The following is a 16,788-nucleotide window of genomic DNA, read 5'->3' as shown; positions in this document are numbered from 1 at the left end:
CGAAATAAGGCAAACTAGTTTTTGAGATGGCACAACACGCTGTAAAAGAAAGAAAAAGAGCACCGTCGCAACGCTCCATTGCTGCGCGAGAGCGTATTCTTGACGCTGCGGAACTCGTCTTTGCCGAACGGGGATTCGAAGGCGCATCGATTCGCGACATTGCTGAGCGGGCGCAGGTTCAGAAGGCCAACGTGAACTTTCACGGTGGCCCCAAGGATGAGTTGTTCGAACGCATCGTCGCGCGTCGCGCCAGTGAATTGTCCCGGGAACGGCGTCAGGCCATTGCACAGCTTGAGGCACAGGGCGAATGGGATGCGGCGGACCTTATCTCGGCCTTCATGCGGCCGCTTCTCAACCGCGCTTTTGGCAAGGATCCCCAATGGCTGGCCTATGCGCGTATCGTGGCGATCGTCTCCGCGGATGCACGTTGGCATGCACTTGCGAAAACCCATTTCGATCCGGTCGCCTCGCTGGTCGTACAGAAATTGTGCGCGCGCTACCCCCAAGCTGATCCTGCACGCGCAGCCGGAGCGTTGGTGTTTTCTGTGTCATCAATGCTGGCGCTGTGTACATCCGAATGGCGGATCACGGCACTGTCCGGGCCGGATGGTGAACCGGACCCCGAGGAGGCAATCCAGAGCCTGCTGCAATTCTGTCAGGCCGGGCTTGCCGCTGTTCTGGAGCCTGCCAAATAAGCGTCTTGGGCCGGCTGCCTGCTTGCCAACCCCGTTCCTCAACTTGAAGTTACGGGCCCAGCCGTATCAATTATATCTATGCGTTATTATCTTGTTGTTAACGATTTGGAGCGTGGGGTGACATGACTGACAAAAAGGACCGCCTGACCGCGGAGGAGGCGAGGGGCCTGCGCACGGCCAAAGAGCTTGAGGCGCATCTGGCCTGGCTGGACACATTCACGCCCGCAGCTTTGGGGGTGTTGGCGATCGCCTCGGGGATTTACACCTATCTCGGCGTTTCGTCTCTGTTAGAGGACAATGGCGCGGTGACCTTTTTCGCCGCAGTCGCATATTCCATCGCAGTCTCAGTCGGTATCTTCGTCTTCTGGAGCTACATGCTGCGCCTTTTGCCATCGATGCGCACTGCCAGCGGGTTTATTGGCCTTACGATTTCCACGATAGTTGGTTCGGTCGCGATCATAGCGATGTCCAGTTGGCTGAACGCCGCTGCGTTGGCCGGGGCGGCAGCAGTCGAACAGCACCTCGAAAACACCGTGCGCGACTACCAAGCCGCGCTCGAGCAGGCCCATGACATCGCACTCAGTGGCCAGGCCTTGGGGCGCGAGGTTGAACGGGCGCGCCAAAGCTTTGAAGAGCTGGCCGAGCTTGAACAATCCGGGGATTTGTCCGGCACGGCCGGAAGGGGCGCGGTGTTTCGCGTTCTGACCCAGAAGGCCGAAGAGCTGCGCAATCTGGAAGAGCAGATCGCTGATCAGCAACCTCTGATCGAGGACGCGTTTCAGCAGGGCAATGAGATCCTCGCCACTATGCGCGAGCTGACCGTGGCCCCGGGGCCGGTCGACCGCCGCTCGGTTCAGTTTTCCGAGGAAAGCGTCAAGCTGGCGGGGGTGATCTCGCGCCTGAACCAGTACAACGTCGCGCCGCTTGTGGCGCGAGCAGCGCAGGATTTGCCCTCGTCGGTCGTTTTGCCCGAGCTTGACGGGCGTAGCTCCGAGGTTCGGGATGCGCAGTCCTCGACCATCAACTCGGTCCTGAATGCGTTGGATCAGCGGGGCAAAACTCTGCAGAACGCGGCGGAAGAGGTGTTGGAAATCGAACCTCCGATTGAGACCGCGTACAACCCGATCTCAAGCGCGGATGCTGTGATCAAATATGCCCATAACTTTGTACCGTCCTGGGCCGGTGCTATTGCGATCGACCTGCTGCCGGCCGTTCTGGTGTTCGTTTTGGCAATCACCCAAGCCGCTATTCGCAGCGGCAAAGATGGGATGAGCATTGAGGACACTCTGACACTGTCCGACCTGCGCGCCGCAATGAACGCAATGAAGGATGTCGAGGCGACGATGGGTGTTGCAGATGCGGCAATCCTCGATCGCGCACCGCCGAAAAAAGACGAAACATGATGGGGTTCCTGTCCAAAATTGATCTGCGCACGGGGTTGCGATACGTGCTGGTCCTTCAACTGCTGATCGCGGGAATCCTGATCCTGTCGGACGTTGGGAGGGTCGTGCAAAACCCGTTCAGGCCCGCTGTTGATTTGCCGACGGGGCCGATCTCGCCCGGGGATCAGCGTCGCGAATACCGAACCGACCGCACCGATCCGACGCTATTGCCGCAGGACCGCCCGCTGGACGTCCCGGTGCCTCAGAATTTTCCAACGCGACTGGAGTTCAAAGAACAGACGGTCGACGATCTGGGGCGCGTTCTACTCGTGAGTGGTCAGATCGAAACCGGTGACGCCGAACGGTTCAGTTCATACCTGTCCGGCATGCAGGACCAACCCGATCTGGTGGCACTGCACAGCCCCGGTGGCAAGGTTCCCGAGGCCCTATTGATTGGCGGTCATATCCGCGAGGCCGCGCTGTCCTCGGCGGTTCTGGAAGGTGCAGTTTGCATGTCTGCCTGCCCGTACATTCTGGCAGGCGGTGTCGAGCGTCTGGTATCGCTACAGGGTATTGTGGGGCTGCATCAGCGTTACTATGACCAGCCGCGCCTGATACCGGTCGTCTTTGCTGTTGAGGGCATCCAGAAAGGGCAGGGCGAAACGATGCAGCATCTGATCGACATGGGCGTTGATCCGGCGCTGATGCTCTATTCACTGAATACACCGCCGGACCAGATCTATGCTCTGGTCGAAGATGAGCTGACAGAAACCCGTATCGCAACGCAAATTCTGGAATGACAAAAAGGCCCGGCGCGCGGGCCTTTCACATCAGTTCCGGAACGCCGCAATCAGTTCCTTGGCCAGCGGCAACGAGGAGTACCCCTGCCGCGACGGGGTCAGGCCTAGTCGAACCACGACCATGTTTTCCGAGGGGAAGACGCCGATAAACTGCCCGTCATGGCCTTGCAACCAGATGGCATCCTCGTAGGGCGGCAAGCCCCCCGGAGATTCCAGCCACAGATGCCCCTTGGCGTACATTCCATCCGATACGGCGACAGGTTCGAACATCCAATCCGTAAAGCCTTTGGGCAGGATTTGCTGCCCATTCCATTCGCCCTGCTGCAACAGCAGTTGCCCAAAACGCGCCCAATCCCGCGCGGTGGCGTACATGTAACTGGACCCGACAAAGCTGTCTTTTGCGTCGGTTTCAAGTACGACGGATGTCATTCCCAGCGGTTCGAACAACGCGTCTTGCGGGTATGTCAGGTTACCATCGCCCAGCTTGTCCTGCCAGACACGCGACAGGACGGTGGTTGTTCCGGATGAATAGTTGAAATCGGTTCCGATCTCGCTGGCTGCCGGTTGGTCGGCGGCGAACTCTGCCATGTCGTCGGTGAGAAATAGCATTCTGGTCACGTCCGAGACGTCGCCATAGCCTTCATTCCACTGCAGGCCACTGGCCATGGCCAGCATGTCCGCGATCGTGATGTCCGCGCGCGCGTCTTCTGCCCAATAGGGGTAGCTGGCCGTCAGTGTATCCTCCAGTGACATTTGGCCGGATTGGATCAGCGTACCGATCAGACCCGCAGTCACGGTTTTGGTCATCGACCACCCCAGCAGCGGGGTGTTTTCATCGAACCCTTCGGCATATGTTTCGCCAACGATGCGCCCGTCCTTCACGACGACAACGGCCCGGTAACCTTCGCCAAGAAGCGTTTGGTCCGACAGAATTCGGGCGACCTCTGGGTTTTGAGAGACAGCGACGTTGTTTCCTGCGGGCCAGAGCGCGTCGGACAAAGGCGGCAGCGCTGCAATGGATGCATCGCTAAGCGTTGCGTCATGGACATTGGCACAGCCCAAGCCGTCGCGGAATTGCGAGGTGGCGGGCGCGAAGAACCGGAAGATGCGCGCCGTTACCACCTGCTGGTCCCGGTCCACGTCGATTGAAATCTGGCGGAGCAGGGGGTGACCCGGTGCCTGCACGTCGACCTTCAAAACCTCGTCCGGGTCACGGCCCGCGATAAAGACATTGGAACAGACCATCTTGGCCGAATAGTTCGTTCCAACCTTCAGCAAGTCAGGTGGGGCGATCAGCAGATAGCCCACGATTGCAATGACACCCACAACCAGCGTGGCTGCGACGATCTTTAGTGCTTTGACGATCACTCAGTTACCCGAACCGGCCGCGCCGGTCTCCTCCTCAGGTTTCACTTGGGGTTGAGTAAAGAGTGTTCGGCCACGGGTTACCACCGTTCCGTTGCGTTCGGGCCTGGTCGTGCTTCGGTTAGAAACCGCTGACACGCTCCACCAGCCAGTACATCGAAACGCAGCCGATGGCATATCCGGTTACCGGGATCACAGCCGGGGCGATCGCCTTTGAAACGGTGGGCAGGACAAAGCGCCACGCCAGGATCACGGCCGACAATGCGCCGATGAACAACAGCTGTCCCGCTTCGACGCCGAGATTGAAAGCCAGCAAAGCGGCAAAAAGGTCGTCCGAGGGCACGCCGATCTCGGCAAGTGCGCCGGCAAACCCCAAACCGTGCAACAGCCCGAAGCAGAAACAGACGATCCATGGGTATTTCTCGGACAGGCGCAGGGTGCCGTCTTTGTGGTTGAGTATCTCGAGCGCAAGAAACACGATCGACAGGGCGATGACGGCTTCAACCGGCGGGCCAGGCACATGCAGTACCCCCAGCGTTGCCAGCGCCAGAGTGATGGAATGCGCGACGGTAAACGCCGTTACCGCCCCAACCAATCGCCATGGGTCGCGCACCAGTACGAACAGGGCAAAGACGAACAGAAGGTGATCCCAGCCTTCAAGGATGTGTTCAAAACCCAGTTGAAAATAGCTGCCAAGAACCGACCAGGTTGTGGGCCGTTCAGGAATGGTCAAGGAGGGCGCATCCGGAGTGAATCGAAAGGTCGCCGGTGAGGATGACAGTGGCTGAACGCGCAGCAGCACGTCGTTACGTTGCCGTTCCAACCCCTCAATGGTGATGATCTGGCTCGCAAGACCGCCAGTACAATCGACGACCCATGTCGCAATCCACGCGGAACCATCGGAGCGCGGCTCGGGCCCGCGGGGCTCAGAGCATTGGCTGGGCAGGACGGCGTCGATGTCCATCGGTTGGCCGTTCACATCAGGCTTGCGCCATAGAACCTGCCACGTGTTGGTCGCCAATTGCCGCAGGTCAAGATAGCCGGGGTCAAGCGCATGGGCGTGGCTCGTCTGCGCGGCGAGAAGCAGCCAGAGAGCCAGCGGCAGACACAGCAAATGCCTCATTCCGGCGTCACCTCGACCTGAGGTGTTTCGACCCGATAGCGCGACGCCAGGCTTTCGTACTGCGCTTGCGCCAACTCATCCGACGTTGCGCGCCGCCATTCCAACAGCACAGTTTCACGGATGTCGTCCAGTTCAGGCAGTTCGGGGGGGCGTTTGTCGGTCACGCGCACGATGTGGACGCCATAAGCAGAGCGGACCGGACCGGTCCAACTGCCCGTTTCCGCGTCGTTCAGGGCTGCGGCGAAGCCCACGCCAAAACTGGAATCGACCACGCGCAAAGTGGTCAGAGGCATGGATTTTGGCAACAACGTTGTCCAGCCGATATCGCTCCAGTTTTGGGTTGCGTTTGCAGCCGCGATTGCGCTTTCGACAGCGTCCAACCCGACGCTTTCTCCCAGATAGACCTGATCGAACGCGATCTTCGGCTGGGTGGTGAACCGATCTGTGTTCTCCTCCAGAAAGGCTTGCAGAACTTCGGGTTCAGGTTCGACCGATGCGGCGATCGCCTCGGTAAGAAAGTCCATCTTTTGCGACAGCCTGGCGCGAATGACCTGATCCCCCTGATCCAGACCCAGCTTGCGTGCTTCGCGCACCAAGACCTCCTCTCGTACCGTTGCGGCGATAAGGGATTGCAGCTCACTGTCTGTAGGCGGGCGGTTCCAGCTAGCTTCGAAACGCGTTTTCAAAAGGGCGACATCATTGTCGTCGATGGTGATCGTATCAGGGTCTTCGACCACATCTTCGGCAGGCGAGACCCAAGCAAACCAACAGAAGATCGCAATGCCCATTAGTATGAAATGGAACAGCGGCTCTTTATAAAATCGCATGTATAGTCCGAACTTCCAGAATTTGCCGTTCTATCAACTCTCAGGCGTGTACCAGATGGGCGAGGAATACGCGCGCTCCTGATGCACCAACTGCGCCTCTGGAGGCAGCTCGACATCATACCGCAGCTTGTCGTACAGGACCCAGCGGGGCGTTGGGATTTCCAGCACCCGAACGTAGTAGAATGCCCGTTGGTCGGGATCAAACTCGGGATCGGTCCAGATCGTCAGCAGCTCTGACGCGCCAATCGTGTTGCTCCAGCTGGCGGTTTCCAGATCGACGGTATTGCCGACTTCGGGCAGGTTGCCATCCGCGTCCAGCGCGCGGTCGTCGGACCATGCGACATTGAACACTTTCTCTTGCAACGCGCCATCGGCATCCAGCCAGCCTTTGACCACCTGAACACGATCCAGATTGGCACCGATCGGGTCACGCAAGGCACCGATCAGGAAAGTCGGAGCACCGTCGCCTTCGCGCGGACGCATGTCGCTGCCCATGGGCACACCTTTGGTGTAACCTACATCAGCCACTAGACGTGTCAGCAAATCATCTTCCTGAAAGTCCCAACCGCCAAAGAACCGCAATCCGATCCGTGGGCCGGTGGTGGCATAGGTCTCGCGGCGCTTGAACGCATCGAAGATGGCCGAGCGTGTGTTATCGGTGGCCCAAACCGCAGTATAGCCCGAAGCCACCAATGTGTGCCCTTCGAAAGCACCCAGATCGCTTTCGACAAACGGATGCAGGACGCGGGTGGGTGACGGCTCGGCGCTGACAGATTTTCCGAAATAGTTTTCTTCTTCTGCAGTGGCCAGTGAGGTATGGCTGTCAGTCGCCCCGCCCATGCCGAACTTATAGGGGTTTACGCCGAACTTTTCTTCCAACGCCAGACCGCGTTTCAGCGCCTCGCGCGCGTATTCACCCGCCAACATGTCGTCGGTTTTCAGCTCGGTGATATCGAGGTTGCCGACATCCCAGTTCTCATAGTCAGCGAACGGATCATCGGGGCTGAGATAGGGGTGCGCCTCACCGTCGCCCTTGATCTGAGTGACTTCGTAATGAGGTTCCCACTTGTTGCGGTTTAGAACGTATTCCTCGTCCACTTGGCCGCCGTGATAGGTGCCTTCGGTCGGGAACATCCAGCCGTTGGACAGGTTGCCGTTATGGGCGAATGCCACTGCGCGCCCACCGGTTTTGTTCTCGTAGTCTTCAAGCCACGCATAAAGCGCCTTGGGATCGGTGTCGCCATAAGGCGGCTGAGTCACCGGCGGAACGACCTGTAAAGCACGGATCGGACCGTCGCGCAGCATCACGTTGCGATGCAAGTTGAACCCCTTGGGGACCGAGGTCCATTCGAAACCGATGAAAGCGGTAAAGTTCCCGGGGTCGTTGTGACGCTCGGCGGCCAGAACGATCTGCTCCCAGGTAAAGGCAAACGCATCGGCACCGGGGCTGTAGGATTCCAGCAGAATCTCGGGCAGGGTCATTTGCGAGAAGTTGGTGATGATATCAAACGCCGCCTTGGCAGCATCCTCACCACCCGCTTTGTAACCTTCGTACCATTCCAGACCTTTGGGATCGGAGAGCACACCGGGTTTCCCGGCCTGCAGATCAGGCGCAAAGCCCATGAGATCGGTGTGGTCCGTCAAAACCATCCAATCCAAGGGGCGCGCCAGCCGAACAGGCTGACCAGTCGATGAAATCACCTGTTCACCCTTGGCAAATCGCCAGGCATCGTCGGGAAGCAACGTATTTCCGAAAGCCCCTGCATCCAGAGATAGGCCGGTGTGCAAATGGGTGTCGCCCCACAGCGGGCGTTCGGGAAAGGATCGGTTCGCATAGGGCGAAAACGGGCGGTCGGCAAAGGTGCCTTCGGCCGCTTTTTGACTGGGAACAGCATCTGCCCAACTTAGAGTTGGCAACACCATTAGTGTGATCAAGCAGGTTGAAAATCGACGCATTGAACCCTCCCCAGACGTTCGGTCGTTGTATATATCAACTTTAGTATATTCATTTCTTATAATGTATTAGCGTGGGATTTTGTACAGATTTTTTTGTCAGTACAGCGCTCGTCTGCGCAGCTTCGCTAGGCGACAGAGTAGGCCAGCGCGCCCAATTGGTTCTGGCAGCTGTTTTCGTAGGGGTCGAACAGGGCGACAAACTCAAGCGGGACACTTTGTTCCGTGGCAAGGATCACATTTGTCGATGTCGCGAATTTGTCGATCACGCTGTCATTGATCCGACTGAGTGTGTCGCTGACATACGGTAGGGTCTGAAGACCGGCCCAATAGCCCATATCCAACATACGGCCCTGTACGCCCTTCGCCAGAACAAACGATTCATAGGCTTGGGCAAATTCCAACGCCGCCGGATCGGCTGCGATGTCGGGGCCATAGACATCGCGGATGATGTCCAGGGCATGGCCGGCGATGCCATGTCCTTTCAGCCCTCGGTAGGCGAGACCGGCACCAACCGCCCCGACCCCTAAGGCCATTACTTTGCGGCGCGACAGCTTCATCCGACGGCCTCCGATGCGCGCAACGCCAGTGCCGAAAGCGTCAGAGATGGATTTGCCGGAGAGCAGGTTGGAAACGCACCAGAGCCAAGCACAAATACATTGGATGCCGAATGCAGACGCAGCCGGTCATCCACGACCGAGTCGTCGGCGGACAGGCCCATTCGGTGTGTGCCCTGAATATGCGCGTCCGAGGGCAGAATGTCCGAGACTTCAAGATGCTCAATCGTGTCCGGAATAACATCAGGAAGGCCCGTTTTTGCCCGTTCAACGCCACGCTTTGCGTAATCCGAATAGCCGGTCCATTCGATCACAGGCTCGTCCTCTTCCAGAAACACGCGGTTCTCGGCACGGGGCAAATCCTCGACAGCGATCCGCATGTGGATGCGATTTGCCCATTTCCCGCGCTCGCGCCGGACAGAGGCCGGGGCATTCACCGTCTCGATCAGTGCTGCTGCCGCCGTGCTTCGGTCAATATCGTGATAGAAATGATAGCCATGTCCGGTTTCCGAGGTGCCGCCAAAGAACCCTTTGATGTTTGCGGTGTCGGCGTAGACGTTGATGACCGCTTGCTCGTGTAGGTATTTGCCCAGCGCCTCGTTGCGCACGCCTGAGCGTTGCAGGATGGCTGCATTGAAAATCCCGTTGGTGCCCAAAGCGACGGTATTGCCGCGCAGGCGTGCATCGGCACCGTCCGCGGTTTTGACACTGACCCCGGTTGCGCGACCGCCCTCGATGTCCACGGTCCGAACCTCGGCGTCGAACAGGTAGTGTGCAACGGGGTGGGTAAGCTTCTCTAACCCGTTCAAAACGGTGAATTTCGCGTCGATCGGGCAAATTCTGCACACGCCGTTGACGCAACAGGTCGGGCGCGAACCGCCGTTGGATGTGGCACTTGAGACAGGAACCCACAGCGGCGAAGACGCGCGCAGCGCGACATCCGCACGGGACGGTGTGTGTGGAGGGTAGGGGAACGGTGTGCGGCGGGGGAGGATATGATCATTCTCGCCACCGGCAACTTCGATGATGTCCTCGACCCGCTCCCAAAAAGGTTCAAGGTCTTGATAGGTGATCGGCCAGTCCATACCGACGCCAAACTTGCTGTTCAGCGAGAAATCATCAGGATGGAACCGGGGAACATTGCCCCACCAATAATTCGAATTGCCACCGAACAAGGTGAAAGCAACCCAGTTCTTTTTCAGCCCAGAACTGTTGCGCTGGTTGAACGTCTCGCGCACGGCCCAGCCATTTTCAATCTGGTCTGCGTGGGTGTACTCGACACCTTTTTCGACAAATAAGACGTTCAGGTCTGGTGGCAGCCCATGGCCAAAGAACATCGCGGAAAAACTGGATCCCGCAATGATGACGTCCCATTCGCGTGAGCTGGCCTGATCTAGGGATACGCGCCGCATGGCAACAGGATGACCTTTTTACTCTTCAAACAAAAGGCTGAGGAACAGCAACCGTAACAAGCCATCACACTATGGCATGAACATGACGGCGCGCAACTCAACAGCACGACATGAACATGAGGTTTCGCGGCGGGTTATAGGTAAATCCAAGACACGCATCTTTGCCCTTGCTGTCCGGGCCACTTGGCAGGCAGATTGGCCATGAAAAACACTGGAACCCGCCAATGACACATCAGGCCGTCTTTCTGACCGGTAGCCTGATGCGGCATGTGACCCGCATGTCGCTGACAACAAGTATCGGCCTGATGGCGATTTTTGCCGTCGACTTTGTGGATATGGTCTTTATCTCGATGTTGGGCAATGACGCGCTGGCGGCGGCAGTCGGTTACGCCGGAACGCTGCTGTTCTTCACCAACGCGATCAACGTAGGCCTTTCGATCGCAGCGGGCGCGTTGGTGGCCCGCGAGTTGGGGGCCGGGCGGCCGGAAAAAGCGCGGCAATTCGGAACCAGCGTAGCCCTTCTGGGTATCCTCATTGGTTTGGTCATATCGGCCCTCGTCATGGCCAACCTCAAATTTTGCCTGTCCCTTCTGGGGGCCCAGGGCGAGGTTCTGGAACTGGCGGTGCGATACGTGACCATCATTCTGCCAACCATGTGGGTCATGGCTGTGGCGATGACCGGCATGGCCGTTCTGCGGGCGTATGGTGATGCGCGCAGGTCCATGCAGGCAACGATTTATGGCGGGTTGGCGAATGCAATTCTGGACCCGATCCTGATCTTTGCCGTGGGCCTTGGGTTGGACGGTGCGGCGATAGCCTCGGTAATTGCGCGCATATGTATGCTGATCGCGGCAGTCCGGCCCGCCATACGTGTACACCGTGGATTTGCAAAACCTTCCTTGGCGCAAACGCGGGATGACCTTGCTCCGGTTCGCGCGATTGCCATTCCGGCGGTCCTGACCAACGTCGCCACGCCGGTCGGCAATGCCATCGTTATCCGAGAGGTCGCCCAGTTCGGCACTGATGCAGTGGCAGGGATGGCCGTGATCGGGCGGCTGATGCCCGTTGCGTTTTCCGTTGTGTTTGCTCTGTCCGGTGCCATTGGCCCAATCGTTGGCCAGAACTTTGGGGCCGGACAATATGATCGCGTCAGGGGCGCTTTTTTGGCCGGAGTAAAGTTTACCGCGGTCTACGTGGTTTTGATGGCAGCCGTTCTGTTTGTTTTGCGCGCACCCATCGCGGATCTGTTTCAGGCACAAGGCGAGACACGGACACTGATCTATCTGTTTTGCGGGCCATTGGCGCTGGCGTCGTTCTTCAACGGCGTGATCTTTGTGGCAAATGCCAGCTTCAACAATCTTGGCTATCCCATTTATTCTACGTGGGTTAACTGGGGCCGCCATACGCTTGGGACCTGGCCCTTTGCGGTTGCGGGCGCTTATCTGGCCGGCGCGCCAGGGGTGCTGCTGGGGCAGGCGCTGGGCGGTGTCATCTTCGCTGTGATCTGTTGGGGGCTGGTGCGTCGCGTCGTTTCGGGTCTGACCGCGCCCGCGGCGGTCGACCCATTTGCTGGCCAAAGCCGTTTGCAGTCCTTGTTCGGGCGCAGAGGCTGGTGAGTTGGGTTGGCCCGCAATGGTGGCACCCTTTCGCGCCAACTGTATGGGCAATAATTTGACACGTTTTGGGCGCGGCCTTTCGTCCGTCGCATCCTCATTTGCCAATTCATGAATTCGTTGTAAGCTGACCCTATGATTGCAGAAAACGGTTGCTGATTTTCCTGCGACGATTTGAAAAATTCTTAAATGACCGAGGATGAGCAATGTCCCGTAGTCTTTTAAAGTATACGCGTGTTCTTGAAATTGTCGGGGATACGATCAAGGTCAGGGTGCCGCTGGATGGTTCAACCGACGCGGCGGTGCGGTTCAACGATCTGGCTGTGATCGAGACCGTGGACGGTCACAAAACGCTGGCGCAGGCGATCTTCATCGACAGGGATGTCGTCACGTTGCAAGTGTTTTCAGGCACCAAGGGTGTTTCGACTGAGGCGACGGCCACGTTTCTGGGCCACCCGATGCAGACGCCGTATTCGCAGAACATTCTGGGGCGCGTGTTTGACGGCGCAGGCGTTTCCATTGATGGCGGGCCCGATCTGTCTTCCGAGCCGCGTGTCGATATCGGTGGGCCGACCGTGAACCCGGCGGAACGGGCCGTGCCCAACAAGATGATCCGCACCGATGTGCCGATGATCGACGTGTTCAACACGCTGGTCGAAAGCCAAAAAATCCCAATCTTTTCGGTATCGGGCGAACCGTTCAATGCTTTCCTAAGCCGGATCGGTATTCAGGCGGATGCCGATATCGTGGTGTTTGGCGGGCTGGGGCTGATCTTTGATGACTACCATACATTCCGTACGTCTTTCGAGGACGCGGGCGTGTTTTCGCGCACCGTCATGTTCGTCAATCAGGCGATGGACCCTCTGGTCGAACGGCTGCTGGTGCCGGACATGGCGCTGGCCGTGGCGGAGAAATTTGCCGTGGAAGAGGGTAAGCGCGTGCTGGTCCTGCTAACCGACATGACCGCCTATGCCGACGCGATGAAAGAGGTTGGCATCAGCCAGGAACGCGTGCCCTCTCAGCGTGGCTATATGGGCGATCTTTATTCGCAGTTGGCGCGCCGGTACGAGAAAGCCTGTGACTATGCCAAGGGCGGATCGGTCACCGTGCTGACCGTTACGACGATGCCAGGCAACGACGTGACCCATCCGGTGCCGGACAACACGGGTTACATCACCGAGGGGCAGTTTTATCTGCATTCCGGAGTGATTGACCCGTTCGGCAGCCTCTCGCGTCTCAAACAGAACGTGATCGGCAAGACCACACGTGAGGACCACAGTCAGATCATGAACACCATGATCCGGTTCTATTCCGAAAGCCGCGACGCCGCGCAGAAACAGGCAATGGCGTTCGACCTTTCGGACTATGATCACCAATTGTTGAAATTCGGCGACCTCTTCAAAACGCGGTTCATGGACATCAACGTCTCGATCCCGCTGGAAGAGGCGCTGGATCTGGGCTGGAAGACGCTGGCCGAGTGTTTCGCACCAGAACAATTGCTGATGAAGCAGGCTCTGATCGACAAGTATTTCCCAAAGGATGCCAATGGCGCGGTTGCAGCTGAATAAATCGTCGCTGGCCCGCCAGCAGACCCAGCTAAAAAGCTATGAGAGGTTCCTGCCGTCGCTGGACCTCAAGCGTCAGCAATTGATGGCGGAACGCGCCAAGGCGCGAGAGGATGTGCAGCGCCTTGAAACTGAGGTGCAGGAACTGGCGCAGAAAGTCGGGGAAAAGCTGCCCATGCTGGCCCAGCAGGGCGTCGATCTGGACGGGTTGGTCGAGCTGAAGGATTATCAGGTCAAAGAGGTCAACGTTGTGGGCGTCAAGATGCCCGCGTTGGATCGGATTGAGGTCGCGGTGCGTCCGTACTCCTATCTGGCAAAGCCCCACTGGGTCGATGCGGCGGCGAGCCTGTTGCATGACATGATCGAGGCGCGCTTGCGCGTCAAAGTGGCCGAAGAGCGGGTGAAGATATTCGACAAGGCCGTCGCCACGATCACCCAGCGGGTCAACCTGTTCGAAAAGGTTCTGATCCCGCGCGCGAAGGCCAACATCAAGAAAATCCGCATCTATCTGAGTGATGAGCAAATGCAGGCCGTGGTCCGGTCGAAAATCTCTAAGCGCAAACATGCGCAGGAGGCGGTGTCATGAGTGTCGCGCGCCTCAAGAAACTGTCGCTGGTCGGGCGGGCCGCCCAGAAGACCGAGACGCTTGAGGCATTGCAGGATCTTGGCTGTATGCATGTCCTGCCGCTTGCCCCTCCGCCCAGTGAACCCGAGAAGATCAGCGAACGTGGTGCGCGGGATGCTTACAAGGCGCTACGGTTTCTGAATGACGCCGCCGAACAGCGTCGGCAGATTCAGCGCGATCTGGGGTTTGACATGGACCAGTTCGTCAAGGACGTGCTGGACCTGATGCAGCGCACCCGGGATATGACGGACCGCAGGGACTTTTTGGCCAATCGGATCGCGCAGGTGCGCCCTTGGGGCGATTTGGATTTTCCACCCGATGACGTGCTGGCGGGCAACCGGTTGTGGTTCTATCAGCTACCGCTCAAGCATCGGGATGCGCTTGAAGCGCTGGACATGCCCTGGGCCATTCTGGAGCAGGACCATCGGTTCGTCTATGCGGTCCTGATCGCTCCGGACGAACCGGGTGATGACATCCTGCCGGTCCCGCGGACGCATACCGGATCGCTGCCTATTCACGAGCTTGAGGCGCAGCTGGAAGAGGCGGAGATCGCGATTGAATCTCTGGAAGCTGAACGGATCGCACAGACCCGGTACCTGACCTTGATGCGACGGAACTTGTCCGTTGCCGAAAGCGCGGCCGAGCTAGCCCATGCGACACAAAAAGTGCGCGATGAAGAGACGATGTTTGCCCTGCAGGGGTGGGTCCCCGAGGATCGCGTGGACGCGGTACTTGAGATGGCAGGTACCAAAAACGCCGCCGTTCTGATCGAAGAACCCGGCCCCGAAGACAGCCCGCCGACACTGCTGGAACAGCCGGAAAAACGCAGCGCTGCCGTGGACTTGGCGCTGTTTTATCAAGTGCCCGGATACAAGGATTGGGATCCCAGCGTGATCGTCGCTGCATCCTTCGCGATCTTCTTCGCGATGATCGTGGCCGATGCGGGGTACGGAGCGGTCATATTGCTGGGTCTTTTGCTGTTCTGGAAACGGATGGACGCCACGCCTGGCGAAAGGTCGTGGCGACGTTTCGGTGTCATCATATCGGGTGCCACGATCCTCTACGGCATTCTGGTGGGAAGTTACTTTGGCGTATCGCCGCCGGAGGGGTCGTTTTGGGCGCGACTCAAAGTGCTGGATTTAAACAATTTCGGCGCGATGATGATGGTTTCAATCGTCGTGGGCGTTCTGCATTTGGTTCTGGCCAACGCGCTGGCCGCGCGGGCGGCATGGGGGCACCGGAAAGCCATCGCCAATCTGGGCTGGATCGCAGCGCTGATTGGCGGCTTTGTCCTGTGGCTCAGCTACATGAAAGGCAATTCTGCTGTGCCGGGTGGGGTACTCATGGGTGCTGGTGTTCTGGCAATCGTTTGGTTCTCAAGCGAGCGCGTCATAAAGAAGCCGACCGACTGGCTATGGCGTTTGATCGAAGGGCTGCAAAGCCTTGCCGGTGCCATGGGCGCTTTTGGAGATGTGCTTAGCTATATGCGCCTGTTCGCACTGGGTCTGGCGTCGGCCTCGCTGGCGATCACGTTCAACGATTTGGCGGTCTCGGTCATGCAGGCGCTGAAGGGGCCGGGGATACTGTTCGGCCTTCTGATCCTGATCATCGGCCATGTTCTCAACTTCGCCCTCGCCATGATGAGCGGCGTCGTCCACGGGTTGCGTCTCAATTACATCGAATTTTTTAAATGGGGTTTGCCGGACGAAGGCATCGTCTTTCGCCCGTTCGCCCGCAAGGAGGTTCAGGAATGAATGAGCTTGTTTTGACATTGGGTTGGCTAGGTATTTATGCGCCAATGGCGCTGGGCGCTGCAGCAAGCGCCATCGGCTGCGCCATCGCCGGGCAGGCCAGTATCGGTGCCATGACCGAGACCGAAGGCGGCTATGGTCGGTTCGTCGGCGTCTCGGCCTTTCCTTCGACCATGGTGATTTACGGCATTGTCATCATGTTCACCCTGAACCGGGACGTAACGCCGGAAAACGCGGGTGGGCTGTTCGGGATCGGCATCCTGTCAGGCATCGCACTTATGTATTGCGGGATCTGGCAGGGACGGGCCTGTGCGGCAGCGATCAATGCCACCAAGGAAAAGCCTGAGATCTTTGGATTGGCGCTCGCCCCGGCGGCGATCATTGAAGGCTTTGGCGTCTTTGCCTTCGTCTTTGCCCTCGTTATCAGCGCGGGGATCAGCTGATGGCACAGGATGGCATGATTTCTCACGGCGTGGATGCCCTGATCGACAAGCTGCGCAACGACGGCGTGGCCGCAGGTCAGGCGGACGCAGAAAAGCTGCGCGCCGATGCAAAGGCCGAAGCGGCCAAGATACTTGCAGACGCCAAGCGCGAAGCGGACGAGTACCAGAAAAAGGCCCGCACGGAATCCGACAACTATCGCGCGGCCGGGGAAGAGGCGCTGAATACTGCGATGCGGGATGCGGTGTTGACGATGAAAGGCGGGCTGACAGATCGGTTTCGCGAAGATGTCGAACGCCTCGTGACCAAGGAAATGGCCGACCCGGAGTTGTTGAAGCAGATGATCCTTGAGGTTGTCGGGCGCGAGGCCGAAGGCGTCAACTTGGATGGGAAGGTTCAGGTCATTCTGCCCGCCAAAGTCGCCACACAAGAAGACATCAAGCAAAACGCTGATGACATTCAATCGGGAAAGCTGACCAAGTATGTTTTGGGTCTGACCGCCAAGATGCTGCGCGAGCAGGTCGAACTGCACGCCTCTGACGACGCACAAAACGGTATCCGAGTTCGGGCCGAGGATCAGGGCGTGGTTCTGGATCTGACCGACAAGGCCGTCGCGTCCCTGTTGATGGAACATCTGCAGCCGCGGTTCCGCGCCGTGCTGGAAGGTGTAATCCGCTGA

At 58.4% G+C, this 16,788-nt stretch carries 15 protein-coding genes; 9 read left to right on the top strand and 6 right to left on the bottom strand.

The window, feature by feature from the left end:
* Positions 1 to 26 precede the first annotated feature (26 nt).
* The 3 genes from J7416_RS10815 to J7416_RS10805 all read left to right on the top strand — a co-directional run bounded on the left by J7416_RS10815 (position 27) and on the right by J7416_RS10805 (position 2,877).
* Positions 27 to 695 carry a TetR/AcrR family transcriptional regulator gene (locus J7416_RS10815; protein ID WP_209224777.1) on the top strand — a complete coding sequence of 223 codons (669 nt, stop codon included), beginning with the start codon at positions 27 to 29 and terminating at the stop codon, positions 693 to 695.
* Positions 696 to 817: 122 nt separating this feature from the next.
* Positions 818 to 2,098: a hypothetical protein gene (locus J7416_RS10810; RefSeq protein ID WP_209224776.1), complete on the top strand. Its 1,281-nt coding sequence runs from the start codon at positions 818 to 820 to the stop codon at positions 2,096 to 2,098.
* The gene (locus J7416_RS10805) at positions 2,095 to 2,877 is read left to right on the top strand and encodes a hypothetical protein (protein ID WP_209224775.1); all 783 of its coding nucleotides are present in this window, start codon (positions 2,095 to 2,097) and stop codon (positions 2,875 to 2,877) included. Before J7416_RS10810 ends, J7416_RS10805 begins: the two co-directional genes overlap by 4 nt.
* 30 nt (positions 2,878 to 2,907) lie before the next feature.
* On the opposite strand, the gene J7416_RS10800 is transcribed toward J7416_RS10805, so the two are convergent.
* The 6 genes from J7416_RS10800 to J7416_RS10775 all read right to left on the bottom strand — a co-directional run bounded on the left by J7416_RS10800 (position 2,908) and on the right by J7416_RS10775 (position 10,114).
* Complete coding sequence (locus J7416_RS10800; protein WP_348540261.1) at positions 2,908 to 4,245, bottom strand: serine hydrolase; 1,338 nt, start codon at positions 4,243 to 4,245, stop codon at positions 2,908 to 2,910.
* Positions 4,246 to 4,363: 118 nt separating this feature from the next.
* Positions 4,364 to 5,365 carry a HupE/UreJ family protein gene (locus J7416_RS10795; protein WP_209224774.1) on the bottom strand — a complete coding sequence of 334 codons (1,002 nt, stop codon included), beginning with the start codon at positions 5,363 to 5,365 and terminating at the stop codon, positions 4,364 to 4,366.
* Positions 5,362 to 6,192: a peptidylprolyl isomerase gene (locus tag J7416_RS10790; protein WP_209224773.1), complete on the bottom strand. Its 831-nt coding sequence runs from the start codon at positions 6,190 to 6,192 to the stop codon at positions 5,362 to 5,364. The genes J7416_RS10795 and J7416_RS10790 overlap by 4 nt, the downstream gene beginning before the upstream one ends.
* A gap of 33 nt (positions 6,193 to 6,225) precedes the next feature.
* On the bottom strand, positions 6,226 to 8,148 hold the full coding sequence (locus tag J7416_RS10785) for a DUF3604 domain-containing protein (RefSeq protein ID WP_209224772.1): 1,923 nt from the start codon (positions 8,146 to 8,148) through the stop codon (positions 6,226 to 6,228).
* Between the two features lie 125 nt (positions 8,149 to 8,273).
* Positions 8,274 to 8,705 carry a hypothetical protein gene (locus tag J7416_RS10780; protein ID WP_209224771.1) on the bottom strand — a complete coding sequence of 144 codons (432 nt, stop codon included), beginning with the start codon at positions 8,703 to 8,705 and terminating at the stop codon, positions 8,274 to 8,276.
* A complete protein-coding gene (locus J7416_RS10775) occupies positions 8,702 to 10,114 on the bottom strand; it encodes a GMC family oxidoreductase (protein ID WP_209224770.1) in 1,413 nt (470 codons plus the stop codon). The genes J7416_RS10780 and J7416_RS10775 overlap by 4 nt, the downstream gene beginning before the upstream one ends.
* Positions 10,115 to 10,338: 224 nt before the next feature.
* On the opposite strand from J7416_RS10775, the gene J7416_RS10770 reads away from it, so the two are divergent.
* From J7416_RS10770 to J7416_RS10745, 6 genes are all read left to right on the top strand, one after another.
* Complete coding sequence (locus J7416_RS10770) at positions 10,339 to 11,730, top strand: MATE family efflux transporter (protein ID WP_247744238.1); 1,392 nt, start codon at positions 10,339 to 10,341, stop codon at positions 11,728 to 11,730.
* 203 nt (positions 11,731 to 11,933) lie between these two features.
* Complete coding sequence (locus J7416_RS10765) at positions 11,934 to 13,295, top strand: V-type ATP synthase subunit B (protein ID WP_209224769.1); 1,362 nt, start codon at positions 11,934 to 11,936, stop codon at positions 13,293 to 13,295.
* On the top strand, positions 13,273 to 13,878 hold the full coding sequence (locus J7416_RS10760; protein ID WP_209224768.1) for a V-type ATP synthase subunit D: 606 nt from the start codon (positions 13,273 to 13,275) through the stop codon (positions 13,876 to 13,878). The genes J7416_RS10765 and J7416_RS10760 overlap by 23 nt, the downstream gene beginning before the upstream one ends.
* Complete coding sequence (locus J7416_RS10755; RefSeq protein ID WP_209224767.1) at positions 13,875 to 15,671, top strand: V-type ATP synthase subunit I; 1,797 nt, start codon at positions 13,875 to 13,877, stop codon at positions 15,669 to 15,671. Before J7416_RS10760 ends, J7416_RS10755 begins: the two co-directional genes overlap by 4 nt.
* Positions 15,668 to 16,111: an ATP synthase subunit C gene (locus tag J7416_RS10750; protein WP_170422131.1), complete on the top strand. Its 444-nt coding sequence runs from the start codon at positions 15,668 to 15,670 to the stop codon at positions 16,109 to 16,111. The genes J7416_RS10755 and J7416_RS10750 overlap by 4 nt, the downstream gene beginning before the upstream one ends.
* Positions 16,111 to 16,788, top strand: coding sequence for a hypothetical protein (locus J7416_RS10745; protein WP_209224766.1), 678 nt, complete (start codon positions 16,111 to 16,113; stop codon positions 16,786 to 16,788). The genes J7416_RS10750 and J7416_RS10745 overlap by 1 nt, the downstream gene beginning before the upstream one ends.

Source organism: Ruegeria sp. R14_0 (genome assembly GCF_017743975.1).
Taxonomy (GTDB): Bacteria; Pseudomonadota; Alphaproteobacteria; order Rhodobacterales; family Rhodobacteraceae; genus Ruegeria.
The sequence above is the reverse complement of the archived record's forward strand: the minus strand, read 5'-3'. Positions and strand labels throughout refer to the sequence as shown.